Consider the following 12,723-nt stretch of genomic DNA (forward strand, 5'->3'; position numbering starts at 1 on the left):
GCGGGAAAGAAACGCCCTTGCTAAAGGCCTGCTTCCCGAAAGCCGAAAGATCCGATCGTGACCGATACCACCGCCAACCTGCCCCTCTCCCCCAACATCGCGCCTCCCGCAGCACCGCGTCAGGATGGGCCGAAGCTTGTGGTGCAGATCGTCGGCGCCGTCGCCTTTGCCCATCTTCTGAACGATCTGATCCAGGCCGTGCTCCCGGCGATATATCCGATGCTCAAGGAGAAATATCATCTGAGCTTCGGCCAGATCGGCTGGATCGCGCTCATCTATCAACTCACGGCCTCGCTTCTCCAGCCGTGGGTCGGTCTTTATACCGACAAGCGCCCCCTGCCCTATCTGTTACCGCTGGGCATGATCGTCACGCTGGTCGGCATCGGTGGCCTCGCGATAGCCGACAGCTATTCGGCGCTGATCCTCGCGTCCGCGATCATCGGCGTCGGATCGGCGACCTTCCACCCGGAGGCCTCGCGTGTCGCGCGCATGGCATCGGGCGGTCGCTTTGGAACCGCCCAGTCGGCATTTCAGGTCGGCGGAAACACGGGCTCAGCCCTCGGCCCCATCGTCGCGTCGGTGATCATCCTGCCGTTCGGGCAGACTGCGGTCGGCTGGCTCGCCTTCGTCGCCATTGCGGCAATCTGGGTGCTCTTCGGCGTCACGCGCTGGCGGGTGCAGCACAGCCGGGCGCAGGCCAGCGCGCCCGCCGCCTCCCAGGTTTCGCCGCACAGCCGCCGCGAAATCATTCGCGCGCTTTCGGCGATCGGCATCCTGATGTTCGCCAAGTTCATCTATATCGGCGCCTTCACCAATTATTTCACCTTCTATCTGATCGAACGGTTCGACCTGACCGCGCGCGAATCCCAATTTTATCTCTTCTGCTTCCTCGCCGCGATTGCAGCGGGAACCTTCGCCGGCGGACCGGTGGGGGATCGCATAGGCCGCAAAGCCGTTATCTGGGTTTCCTTCCTTGGGGTCGCGCCCTTCGCGATGATCCTGCCGCACGCCAATCTTTTCTGGACGACGATCTTCGCGATCTCGATCGGCCTGATCATGTCGTCGGCCTTCGCCGCGCTCGTTGTTTATGCTCAGGAACTCGTCCCGGGCCGCGTCGGGCTGGTGTCGGGACTGATGTTCGGCCTGATGTTCGGGATCAGCGGGATCGGCGCGGCCGGCCTCGGCCAGCTTGCGGATATCTATGGTATCGTCTGGGTGTACAAGCTTTGCGCCTACCTGCCCCTGCTGGGCCTCGCGACGTTCCTGCTGCCGCGCTCCGACGAGCATCGACGAACCATCTGAATTGGCTGCCGGGGCGACTGGTGTTTGCCGCAAGGCGGCAAAGAAACCCCTCAACCATCGGATCGCGACGATATGGGCCGGATGGACGGATCGAAGCTATCCGCAGCTTCGCTGGATCCGCCCACCGGCCCTCATTCTGGCTGGATGAAAAAAGCGGACTAGGTGTCGTCACCCATCCGCAGGGCCGCAATAAACGCCTCCTGCGGAATGTTCACATTGCCATATTCGCGCATCCGCTTTTTGCCCTCTTTCTGCTTTTCCAGCAGCTTTTTCTTGCGGCTCGCGTCGCCACCATAGCATTTGGCGGTCACGTCCTTGCGCAGCGCGGCGATCGTTTCGCGGGCGATTACCTTACCGCCGATCGCGGCCTGGATCGGGATTTTGAACATGTGACGCGGAATCAGGTCTTTCAGCCGCTCGCACATGCCGCGGCCGCGGGTTTCGGCGGTGCCGCGGTGGACGATCATGCTCAGCGCGTCGACCGGCTCGTTGTTGACGAGGATGCTCATCTTGACGAGGTCGCCGGGGCGGTGGCCGATCTGGTGATAGTCGAAGCTGGCGTAACCGCGACTGATGCTCTTCAACCGGTCATAGAAATCGAACACGACTTCGTTGAGCGGCAGTTCATAGGTGATCTGCGCGCGGCCGCCGACATAAGTCAGATTCTTCTGCACCCCGCGCCGGTCCTGGCACAGCTTCAGGATCGACCCCAGATATTCGTCGGGGACGTAGATCACTGCCTCGATCCACGGCTCTTCAATCTCGTCGATGCGGTTGGGATCGGGCATATCGGCGGGGTTGTGGAGCTCGATCTCCTTGGCATCCTCATTCTTGGTGTGCCCAAGCTTGAGCTTATACACCACCGACGGCGCGGTGGTGATCAGGTCGAGGTCATATTCGCGGGTCAGCCGCTCCTGAATAATCTCGAGGTGGAGCAGGCCGAGGAAACCGCAGCGGAAGCCAAAGCCCAATGCGGCCGAGCTTTCCATTTCGAACGAGAAGCTCGCGTCGTTGAGGCGCAGCTTCTGGATCGATTCGCGCAATTTCTCAAAATCGTTCGCGTCGGTCGGGAACATGCCGCAGAAAACGACCGGCTGGACTTCCTTAAACCCCTGCAGCGCCTGTGCCGCGGGCTTTTTCGCATCGGTGACGGTGTCGCCGACGCGCGCCTGCGCGACGTCCTTGATCTGCGCGGTGATGAAGCCGATTTCGCCGGGGCCAAGCTCGGTCAGCTGTTCGATCTTCGGCGTGAAGCAGCCGACACGATCGATCAAATGGGTGGTGCCCGCCTGCATGAACTTGATCTGCTGGCCCTTTTTCAGCACGCCGTCGATCACGCGGATCAGGATGACGACGCCGAGGTACGGATCGTACCAGCTGTCGACGAGCATCGCGACGAGCGGCGCGGTCGCGTCGCCCTTCGGCGGCGGGATGCGGGTCACGATCGCCTCGAGCGCTTCCTCTATACCGATCCCGGCCTTGGCGCTGGCGAGCACCGCATTGTCGGCGGGCAGGCCGATGATGTCCTCAATCTCGGCCTTCACCTTGTCGACGTCGGCCGCGGGAAGGTCGATCTTGTTGATAACGGGCACGATTTCATGGTCATGCTCGATCGACTGATACACGTTCGCGAGCGTCTGCGCCTCGACTCCCTGCGCCGCGTCGACGACCAGCAGCGCGCCTTCGCACGCGGCGAGGCTGCGTGAGACTTCATAGGCGAAGTCGACGTGGCCCGGCGTGTCCATCAGGTTGAGCTGATAGGTCTCACCATCATGCGCCTTGTACGACAGGCGCACCGTCTGCGCCTTGATTGTGATCCCACGCTCCTTTTCAATGTCCATATTATCAAGGACTTGAGCCGACATCTCGCGCGCGGTCAGCCCGCCGGTGAACTGGATCAGCCGGTCGGCCAGCGTCGATTTGCCGTGATCGATGTGCGCGATGATCGAAAAATTGCGGATATGGGACAAAGCTGTGGTCATGCGCCGCGCACTAGCAGCGGAAAGGCGCGCTGTCAGCAGGGGAAGCTACACCGCCAGCCAGCGCCTGCAATCGTCGCGCACACGCGCATCGCCATCCCCCAAACCACGCTCCAGCACCGCAGCGCGCGCATCCCCCATTTCGAGTGCCGCCAGCGCCGCAATCGCATTCGCCCGCACCCGCGGCACCGGATGCTCCCGCGCGAACTGCTCAGCCACATCGCGGCCATTCCCGGTCAGATGCACGGCGCAGCGCAGTAGCATTTCGCTCGGGCTCAATGTCGGCCGCCGCGCGATCGTGCCATGATCGAGATCAACAATATATTGGTCGCGCCATGGGACATGCTCGCCCTCGTCCATGATATTGAGACTGACCGACAGGCTTTCCGGCGGGAGTTGACTGTGGACGTCGCGGTGGGCGCGATAGAGCATCATCTGCCCCTCGCCGAGTTGACTTCGCTCGACGAATTTCAGGTTCAACGGTTCGCCGATACGGCCATCGACCGCCTCCGCGTCATAGTCATAATAATCGCTGACATAGCCGGGGCCGAAATAGCCTGCGGTGAGGAAATGGAAATTATGATCGTGCGGCAGGCCATAGGCAAAGGCGGCGGGGCCGCTGGTCGCAAAGGCGGCATCGCCAGCCGCGGGCCACATATTCGCGCGCAGGAAATGACCGTGCGGGCTGCGATACAGCAGGAAGACCTGCGCCGAATAGCGGTTGGTCTCAAGCTGGTCGCGGTAGCGGGCCTTGAGCTCCGCGATGACGCGGTCGGCGAGGAAGTCGCGGTTGCGCGCAAGGCCGGCGAGCAGTGCAGCGCATTGAGCAATGCTCGCTTCATCCGCCAGGTCGACGCCGCTTTCGTCGAGACGAGCGGCAACCTCCTCCAGATCGAGGGCCGAACCGGGCGGCGGATCGATCAGGCGGGGCATGCGCTATTCTCCCGGGCAAGAGCTGGGCCGTCCATGGACGAATGAGATGCATAGAGCGCCAGCGTCGCGGCGGCGGCGCGGCGCACCTCGGGATGCGGATCGCCCGCGGCCATGCGGACAAGATGTGGCTGCGCGATGGCGGGATCGAGCGCCACCATTTCGCGCATCGCGCTCCAGCGCGCGGCGAAATCCTCGCTTTCGCTTTCGGCGGCGAACAGCGGCGCGGCGTCGGTGCGGCCCAGAGTGCGAAGCAGCGTCAACGCCATGCCACGAAAACTGCTGTCGCGGCGCGACGCCGAGACATGGGCGAGCCGGCCGCTGGCAGCTTCATAGGCGCGGTTTGGCAGCCGCGATGGCGGCTGGACAGCAAGCTCGAGCATCAGCATGTCGGCGTCGCCACCGACAAATGAGAAGCATGTCCGCGCGGTGTCTAGCGCGAGCATCTCGCCGGCCACGAGCGGCCGCAGGGCGCCGGTCGTGCAAGGGCTGGCGGTGACAGCGGTGAAGGCGCCCGCTTCCTCGGCCGCGCTGACCACAACGTGATGAAAGCGAGCCATCGCACCCCCCGGCGCGAGAATATGGGTGAGCGTGCGGCCGGGCACAAAGAGCGGCGCCGGTTCGTCTTTGACGCCCGCCGCCTCGAATGGGCGCAGCAGCAGGGTCAAGCGGACCGGCCCCGCTTCCGCCAGCAACAGCCCGCCGAACGACGCGCCGCCAACCGGGCGCAGCGGCGGACGCGTGAAACAATCAGCCGCCAGCAGGTCCAACGCCTGATTGAGCCGTGCACCGAGCCAGCCGACGTCAGCAACCCACGGCGCCAGCGCCGCGATGGCCTCATCGAGGGGCGCCCGTTCAACAGCCCGCATCGCCGCGAGCACCCCATCGGGCGCCTGATCCTCCGCCGCCCAATCAGCAACGAGGGCAGCGGCGGCCGCCCGCATCCGGGCACGACGGTCGATATCCGCCGCAGGAAAATGGTCATGGCGGGACGGCAAAATGATCATCGACCTATCCGGCGACGGGAGGCGCGGCATGCCGGACGAAAACCGCCCGCGCACCGCGACCGCAAGTCAATTGGCAATGATGAGCGTGACGGTGACGGTGGTCTCGAAAGTCGCGATCTTCGGCGCCGTCCATTCACCTGCAAACGACCCAAACAGGCCGACGGCGGTGTCGAGCAAAGGCAAAGCGTTAATGTCGATCCCGGGCAGACGCATATTTCTTCCTCCATTGTCGCGGCGCCACCTGCCGCGCATGAGAGGATGAGGAGGAGGCCGGACGCGTGCCAGTTAACTTATCGTAATGCAGGAGAAAAATGCCCCGGACGAGCAAAGCGCCCTACTTCCCTGCCTTGTCGCTCACCGCCTTGATCACCAGCGCCTTATCGTCGACCAGATAGCGGCGGGCGAGTGCCTGCAATTCCCCCGGTGTGGCCGCTTCGACTTCAGCGATGCCCTTGCGGCTGCGGTCGAGACGGTCGGCGCGGCTAGTCGCCTCGGACACATAATTCAGCCAATAGCTGTTCTCGCGCCGCGACTTGACCATCGATTCGAGCATGGGCTTGCGCGCGCGATCGAGCAGGTCAGCGTCGACCGGCGCGTCGCGCAATTCCCTGGCGATCGCGAAGATCGCGGCGCGCGTCGTCGCCAGATCCTTATAATCGACATTGCTGGTGGCGAGCAGATGGCCATAGCCCGGAAACTCCTCAGACAGGCTGGTTCCCGCGCCGGGGCTGTAGCTTTCGCCCAAGCGCTCGCGCAATTCCTCGGTCAGTTTCAACTGCATGACGCGCGCGAGGAGGCTGAGCCGCATCGTTTCGCCAAGATCACTATCGTCTCGCGCGGGCCAAAAGACGCGCAGTTCAGCCTGATCGGCGGGTCCTTTGTGAATCAAGGTGCGTTCGCTGCGATCGGTCGCATATTCGCGGATGCGCGCGTCGGTGCGCGGATCGAAGCCGGGTCGGCGTTCGGGCAGCGCACCGAAGGTCGCGGCAATCGCGTCGATCGCCGCCTGTTCGTCAATGTCGCCGACGACCCCGACCTCAATCGCGCCATGGTCGAAGCTGTCGGCGATCACCGGTTTGAGCCGCGCCCAGTCGAGCGCCATCAGCTTTTCAAGCGGCGGGGTCATCGAACGCGGATCGTCGTTCGCGAGGATACCGCCGGCATCGCGTGCCATCACTGCCGCTGGGGTCGCGTCGTTCGCGGCATATTGCTGCGGCAGCGAGCGGCGGATAAGCGCGAGGCCGTCGGCGCGATATCCGGGATGGGTCAGATAAGCCGCCATCAGCTTGGCCTGCAGTGCAAAATCCTCGGACGACGTCAAAGCGGCGCCGCCAAAGGAATCGGTCCCGCTGCCAAAGCTGGAACTGACCGTCTTGCCGGCGAGGATGGTGCGCAATTCATCAAGGCTGTGCGCTTCGAGCCCACCGAGCACCAGCGACCCCGCGAGCGCCACCCGCGTCGGATCGTCGCGCGTTGCGAGCAGATTGCCGCCATCGACGCGCACCGACAGATAGGCGCGGTCCTTCTGGAAATCGGTCTTCTTGATGTTCAGCATGACATTGTTGGCGAAGCGGATGCGGCGGATGCCGAGGTCCTTGACCAGTTCGTCGCTGACGATTTTTCCGGGCGGGCCGAAATCAGCATAAGCGAAGGCGATGCTAGTCGACGCGTCGGGGGCGGCGACCGCGACATATTGCGATGCATTGAGGGCCGCGAGGACCGCAGCCGTGCCGCCTTCGAGTGGCTTTTTTGCGGTGACATAGGCCAGCGGGGCACTCAGTCCCTCCATCCGTTTGCGGAAGGCGGCGCCTACCGCTTCGGCGGTCAGCGTGGGCGCGGTGGCCTCGAACATCGACTGCGAAGCTTCAGGACGAACGACGACGAAATCGCCCTTCGCCGCCTGAACGAGCACATCGGCCATCGTCGTGCTGCGCCGTGTCGTCACCCCGGCGACGGCATTTTTGAGCGACGTGCGGCGGTTGGCGAGTTGCTCGTCGACTTCCGCCTGCGTGAAGCCGTGGAGCATTGCGCGGCGAAGCTCCTGTTCGGCGAGCGCCAGCGCCTCGGGCCACGCGCCTTCCTTCGCAACCGCACCGACCGTCACCTGATCGAAGACCTTCCACCCCGACGCGTCACTGAGATAGCCGGCGAGGATCGGCGAATCCTCGGCGAGCGCGAGCTTGGCGAGGCGGCGGCTGACGATTGCCTCACCGACATCCTCGGCCAGGCTGCGCGCGCGCTTCGCCTTGGTATCGGGTTCGTCGACCCACGGCTTGAACGCAGAGATGGTGACCGCATCCTGGATCGCGGGGTCGATGAACGCATGCGCCGCCTCGGGGCGAGCATAATCGATCGTGCCGATCTTTGGATCAGCGCCCGCCGGGCCGCGCCCCTTCCAGTCCGAAAAGCGCGCCTTGATCTTTGCCTCGATCGCCGCCGGGTCGAAATCGCCGACCATGACCAAAGTGGTGCGTTCGGGGCGATAATAACGGTCGTACAGGTCACGGATTCGCGCGGCGGGGGCGGTTCGGATCACCTCTTCGGTGCCGACCGGAGTGCGGTTCGCAACCGTCATCCCCTTCATCTGAAAATCCAGCTGGTCGATCAGGCTGCGCAATTGATAAGTATCGCGCGCGCGTCGTTCGGACAGGATGATGCCGCGTTCGCGGTCGACCGCGGCGGGGTCGATCGTCAGTTCGCTCGCGGTTTCGCGCATCAACATCAAGCCGGTGTCGATCAGATCGTCCGACGCATTGGGCAGATCGAGCTTGTAGAGCGTCTCATCAAAGCCGGTCGAGGCGTTGGTGTCGGCGCCGAACGCCAGACCCTTGCGCTCGAGCAGCTTGATCATCTCCCCCTCGGGCACGCCCTTCGACCCGTTGAACGCCATATGTTCGAGGAAATGGGCAAGCCCACGCTGGTCATCCGCCTCGGCAAAGCTGCCGACGTCGAAACGCATACGCAGGACGACGCTGTCCTTGGGCGTGCTGTTCTTGAGCAGCGCATATTTCATCCCGTTGGGCAGCACGCCGAAAATGATGTTCGGGTCGACCGGGATATCGCTTGCGGCGAAGTTCCACGCGCGCGCGGCGGCGGTCTGCGGATTGACCGCAGCGCTTTCCGTCTGTGACGGCCGCGGCGTGCGCGCCTGGACCGGGACGACGAGAGCGATGAGGATGAGGGGCGACAGCGCGACCGAGGCGCGCTGGAAAATCCGGGAGTTCATGCCACAGATGTGGCCAGCCGCTGCCGCGGGGTCAAGCCATGGTCACGCGATGTACTGAATGTTCTCGACCGACGACATTGTGGGTTCGCGATCGACGGCCTTCGCCGCATAGAGCGCGCGGTCGGCGACGTCGAACAGCTGGCGCGCCGTCGGGCCATCGTCAGGCCAGAAGGCGACGCCGATACTGGCACCGACATGGATCGGCTGATCCGCGACGTCATAGGGCGCGGCCATGGCGGCAAGAATATGGTCGGCGAGCGCGGTAGCCAGCAGCGGCGATCCCGCAGGCGCCAGAATCGCGAACTCATCTCCGCCCTGCCGCGCGACCATCGCATGATCGCCGCACGTACGCCGCAATCGCGCCGCGACTTCACAGAGTAGCGCATCGCCGACAGCATGGCCGTGACGGTCATTGACCGGCTTGAAGCCATCGAGGTCGAGCAGCGCGATCGCGAAGCGACCGCCCTGCGCTGCAGCCACGACCTCATCGTCGAGCCGCACGTCGAATTCGCGGCGGTTCGCAAGGCCGGTCAGCGGGTCGGTATGCGCCAGCTCACGCATCTGACGCTGAAGCTGCAACAGATCGATCAGCTGGCCGTGCTGCTGGATCATCATGCGCATCAAAAACAGCGTCGCGATCACCAGGCTGGTCCCCGCGGCAATTTCGGGAGGATTGCCCGACGTCAGCATCAGCAGCGAAATCGGGCCGAGCCCGATCGTCAGGTTGATGAAGGTCGCGAAGCGGATCGATGACAGGCAATAGGCGGTCGCAAGCGACCCCATCGCCATGACCATCGCATAATAGCTGTGGGTTTCGGGCGGTGCGGCGAGCCAGTTAACCACTGTCCAGCTGCTGCACATCAACCCCGTCGTGCCCGACAACCAAGTCGTTTCCTTGATCATCCGGCGCGCGCGGCGGGGGCTCATGCGCCGCCCCCGATTGTGCATCAGAAACAGAAAGCCGAGGACGCCGATCACCGCAAGGATGACCGGAAAGCCGATACGGATGATCGGATGCACCGTCGCGACACCACCGTAAATGGCCGTCGGCGTCGTCGCCGCAAGCATCAGGAACAGCATCGGCGTCAGCGTTTCGACGCGGTTCGCCCGCAGCACCGCGACATCGTCACGGATTTCCTGTGGAACAGGCGGAAAAAACCGCCGTTTGAATTGTTTAATGACCCCCGACATGGCCGCTGGGTAGCAAGCGCTGGTAAAACATCGGTTAAGGACATGAGATATGGTCAGCATTCCCCGCCGATAGAGTATCGATGACAGAATGGCGAAATATTAACCATGATTGTCGATCATTAATTCCGCTCCATAGTCATTGCGGGAATTTTGTTCATGTCCTTTGCTTCGCCGGATTTTTCGTCGCCGACCCAGGTGGGCGCGTCGCCCCTTCCTTCGCCCGACCCCAGCCTGCCACAGCAGGATACGCCCGCGCAGCAAGCGGCGCGCGCGGCCCAGCTAACGGCGGCACAGGCGGTCTATGTCTGGACGACCGACGTCCCGACGCTCCCCGGCGTCCCGCTTGCGACCCGAGTACCGAAAAACGACACGCCAACGATCGCCTGGTTCGCGATCCTGATCAACGTCGGGCTCGGCATTGTGCGCAACGCTCTGACCGTAAAGCTTGGCGGCATCGACAAAGGCGAACTCGCCAGCCTGCGCGCACCATATGAAGCCGCGCTCGCCGAATGCGACGCGATCGAGGCGTCAACCAGCCATATCGCGGTCGAGCACAGCGCCCATAGCGGCGGCAACATCTTCGAACGCGCTGTAGGCGACGTCGAAAATGTGATCGCGGCCGCCGAACGCGACAAGCACGTCACCCAACTCAAGGGATATCGCGAACGGATCGAGGATCTGATGAAGGTCAGCGAGGCCGAAGCCTTCCAACTGGGCAGTAAAACCCCGCGCAGCATCGAGGCCTATCGCGCGCTGTTCGCGACGCTGCCGGTTCCGGGCATCAGCTATAGATTCCAGGACGACAGCAGCTTCGCCCGGCTGCGCGTGCAGGGGCCGAACTGCATGCTGATCACCGGGGTGGCGGGCGCGCTGCCCGCCAACTTCCCGCTGAGCGAGGCCAAATATCAGGCGGTGGTGAACGGCGACACGCTGGCGTCCGCGCTCGCCGATGGCCGCCTCTTCATGCTCGATTACCGGCCGCTCGAGATTCTCGATGCCGGGACCTATCATGGCATGGCGAAATATGCCTGGCAGCCGATGGCGCTGTTCGCAGTGCCGCCGGGGGGGGCGTCGCTGGTCCCGGTTGCGATCCAGTGCGGCCAAGACCCGGCCGACTATCCGATGTTCACGCCTTCACCCGCCACCGACAAGCTGTGGGGCTGGGAAATGGCAAAGCTGGTCGTGCAGGTCGCCGACGGCAATTATCACGAGCTGTTCGCGCATCTTGCACGCACCCATCTGGTGACCGAGGCCTTCGCGGTCGCGACGCACCGTCACCTCGCCGAAATCCACCCGATCTGGGCACTGCTCGTCCCGCATTTTGAGGGCACGCTGTTCATCAACGAGGCGGCCGCGACCTCCTTGATCGCCGCCGATGGCCCGATCGACCATATTTTCGCGGGCACGATCGCGTCGAGCCAGATGGCTGCGGTCGATGCGCGACTGGCCTTCGATTTCCACGGCAAGATGCTCCCCGCCGACCTCGCCGCGCGCGGCGTAGGCACCGATTCGGCGCTCGGCGACTATCCGTACCGCGACGACGCGCTGCTCGTGTGGAACACGATCCACGAATGGGCGCGGCAATATGTCGATCTCTATTATGCGAGTGATACCGAAGTCGCCGGGGACACCGAGCTTGCGGCGTGGACGGAATGCCTCGCGGGCGAAGCGAAGATCAGGGATTTGGGCCCGGTCGCAACGCGCAAGCAGCTGATCGACGTCTGCACAATGGTGATGTTCACCGCGAGCGCGCAGCATGCGGCGGTCAATTTCCCGCAAAAGGACATCATGGCCTTTGCCTCCGCCGTCACTGGCGCGGGCTGGCAGGCGGCGCCGACCGGACAGCGCGGGCATGACAAGGCGGGGTGGCTGGCGATGATGCCGCCGATGGCGCTCGCACTCGAACAGCTCAACGTTCTCGAACTGCTGGGGTCGGTGCATTATCGTCCGCTCGGCGATTATCGCAGCAACGCCTTTCCCTATCCCAAATGGTTCCAGGATCCGCGCGTAACCGCAGAGGAAGGACCGCTCGCCTGGTTTCAGGCGGCGTTGGTCAATGTCGAGACGAAGATTGCCAGCCGCAATGCGAACCGGGTGCAGCCCTATCCGTATCTGCAGCCGAGTTTGATCCCGACAAGCATCAATATCTGAGGCGCCGAAAATGAGAACCCCGGCGAAAGCCGGGGTCCATTGTTCGCGCAAAGCGGAGCCCCGGCTTTCACCGGGATAAAACCAGCCTCAGCTGCCCTTTTTCTTCCGATGGCTGTCGAGGTCGAGCACGGCATTCTCGCTACCCTCAGGCAGCAGGCCGAGCCGGCGCGCGACTTCCTGATAGGCTTCGACTTCGCCGCCGAGGTCGCGGCGGAAGCGATCCTTGTCGAGCTTTTCGTTCGTCGTCATGTCCCACAGGCGGCAGCCATCGGGGCTGATTTCGTCGGCGAGAATGATGCGGCTGAATTCGCCGTCATACAGACGCCCGAACTCGAGCTTGAAGTCGACAAGACGGATGCCGACCGCGGCGAACATGCCCGACATGAAGTCGTTGATGCGGATCGCCATGTCCTGAATGTCGTGCAGCTCTTCCTGGCTGCACCAGTTGAAGCAGGCGATATGCTCTTCGGCGACCAGCGGATCGCCGAGCGCGTCATCCTTGTAGCAATATTCGATCAGGGTGCGGGGAAGCTGTGTGCCTTCCTCGATCCCCAGACGCTTCGACAGCGTGCCCGCGGCGACGTTGCGCACGATCACTTCGATCGGCACGATTTCGACCTGGCGAATCAGCTGTTCGCGCATGTTGAGGCGGCGGATGAAATGATGCGGCACGCCGATATTGCCGAGCAAGGTGAACACATGCTCCGAAATCCGGTTGTTGAGCACGCCTTTGCCGCTAATCGTGCCCTTTTTCTGGGCGTTGAACGCGGTCGCATCATCCTTGAAATACTGGATGAGCGTCCCCGGTTCGGGACCCTCGTAAAGGATCTTGGCTTTGCCTTCGTAGATCTGGCGGCGACGGGCCATGGCGTTCAAACTTTCTGTCGGAACCAAAATGAATGACCCCGGCGAAAGCGACTCAGGAAGAGGCGCAGCG

Annotated in this window: 9 protein-coding genes; 2 read left to right on the forward strand and 7 right to left on the reverse strand. The window is 63.4% G+C overall.

The annotated features are described in order from the left end of the window. Positions 1 to 57: 57 nt before the first annotated feature. Positions 58 to 1,302, forward strand: a complete 1,245-nt coding sequence (locus tag CDQ91_RS10860) for an MFS transporter (RefSeq protein ID WP_237245941.1) — start codon at positions 58 to 60, stop codon at positions 1,300 to 1,302. A gap of 158 nt (positions 1,303 to 1,460) precedes the next feature. On the opposite strand, the gene lepA is transcribed toward CDQ91_RS10860, so the two are convergent. The 6 genes from lepA to CDQ91_RS10885 form a co-directional block, all read right to left on the reverse strand. Further along, a complete protein-coding gene (lepA, locus tag CDQ91_RS10865; RefSeq protein WP_088472756.1) occupies positions 1,461 to 3,284 on the reverse strand; it encodes a translation elongation factor 4 in 1,824 nt (607 codons plus the stop codon). A 45-nt stretch (positions 3,285 to 3,329) separates the two neighbouring features. Beyond that, complete coding sequence (locus tag CDQ91_RS10870; RefSeq protein ID WP_174688497.1) at positions 3,330 to 4,214, reverse strand: transposase; 885 nt, start codon at positions 4,212 to 4,214, stop codon at positions 3,330 to 3,332. Further along, positions 4,202 to 5,218: a HEAT repeat domain-containing protein gene (locus tag CDQ91_RS10875; protein WP_088472757.1), complete on the reverse strand. Its 1,017-nt coding sequence runs from the start codon at positions 5,216 to 5,218 to the stop codon at positions 4,202 to 4,204. Before CDQ91_RS10875 ends, CDQ91_RS10870 begins: the two co-directional genes overlap by 13 nt. Positions 5,219 to 5,284: 66 nt before the next feature. After that, positions 5,285 to 5,431 (reverse strand): hypothetical protein, encoded by a 147-nt coding sequence (locus CDQ91_RS21290; RefSeq protein WP_158213662.1) that lies wholly within the window; start codon positions 5,429 to 5,431, stop codon positions 5,285 to 5,287. Positions 5,432 to 5,552: 121 nt separating this feature from the next. Next, positions 5,553 to 8,444: a M16 family metallopeptidase gene (locus CDQ91_RS10880; protein ID WP_088472758.1), complete on the reverse strand. Its 2,892-nt coding sequence runs from the start codon at positions 8,442 to 8,444 to the stop codon at positions 5,553 to 5,555. A gap of 42 nt (positions 8,445 to 8,486) precedes the next feature. Further along, positions 8,487 to 9,635, reverse strand: a complete 1,149-nt coding sequence (locus CDQ91_RS10885; protein ID WP_088472759.1) for a GGDEF domain-containing protein — start codon at positions 9,633 to 9,635, stop codon at positions 8,487 to 8,489. Positions 9,636 to 9,791: 156 nt separating this feature from the next. On the opposite strand from CDQ91_RS10885, the gene CDQ91_RS10890 reads away from it, so the two are divergent. Then, positions 9,792 to 11,786, forward strand: a complete 1,995-nt coding sequence (locus CDQ91_RS10890; protein WP_088472760.1) for a lipoxygenase family protein — start codon at positions 9,792 to 9,794, stop codon at positions 11,784 to 11,786. 87 nt (positions 11,787 to 11,873) lie between these two features. Here CDQ91_RS10890 and purC read toward each other — a convergent pair whose 3' ends face one another. Then, on the reverse strand, positions 11,874 to 12,653 hold the full coding sequence (purC, locus tag CDQ91_RS10895; protein WP_088472761.1) for a phosphoribosylaminoimidazolesuccinocarboxamide synthase: 780 nt from the start codon (positions 12,651 to 12,653) through the stop codon (positions 11,874 to 11,876). Positions 12,654 to 12,723: the final 70 nt, after the last annotated feature.

The organism is Sphingopyxis witflariensis (genome assembly GCF_002205635.1).
Lineage (GTDB): Bacteria > Pseudomonadota > Alphaproteobacteria > Sphingomonadales > Sphingomonadaceae > Sphingopyxis > Sphingopyxis witflariensis.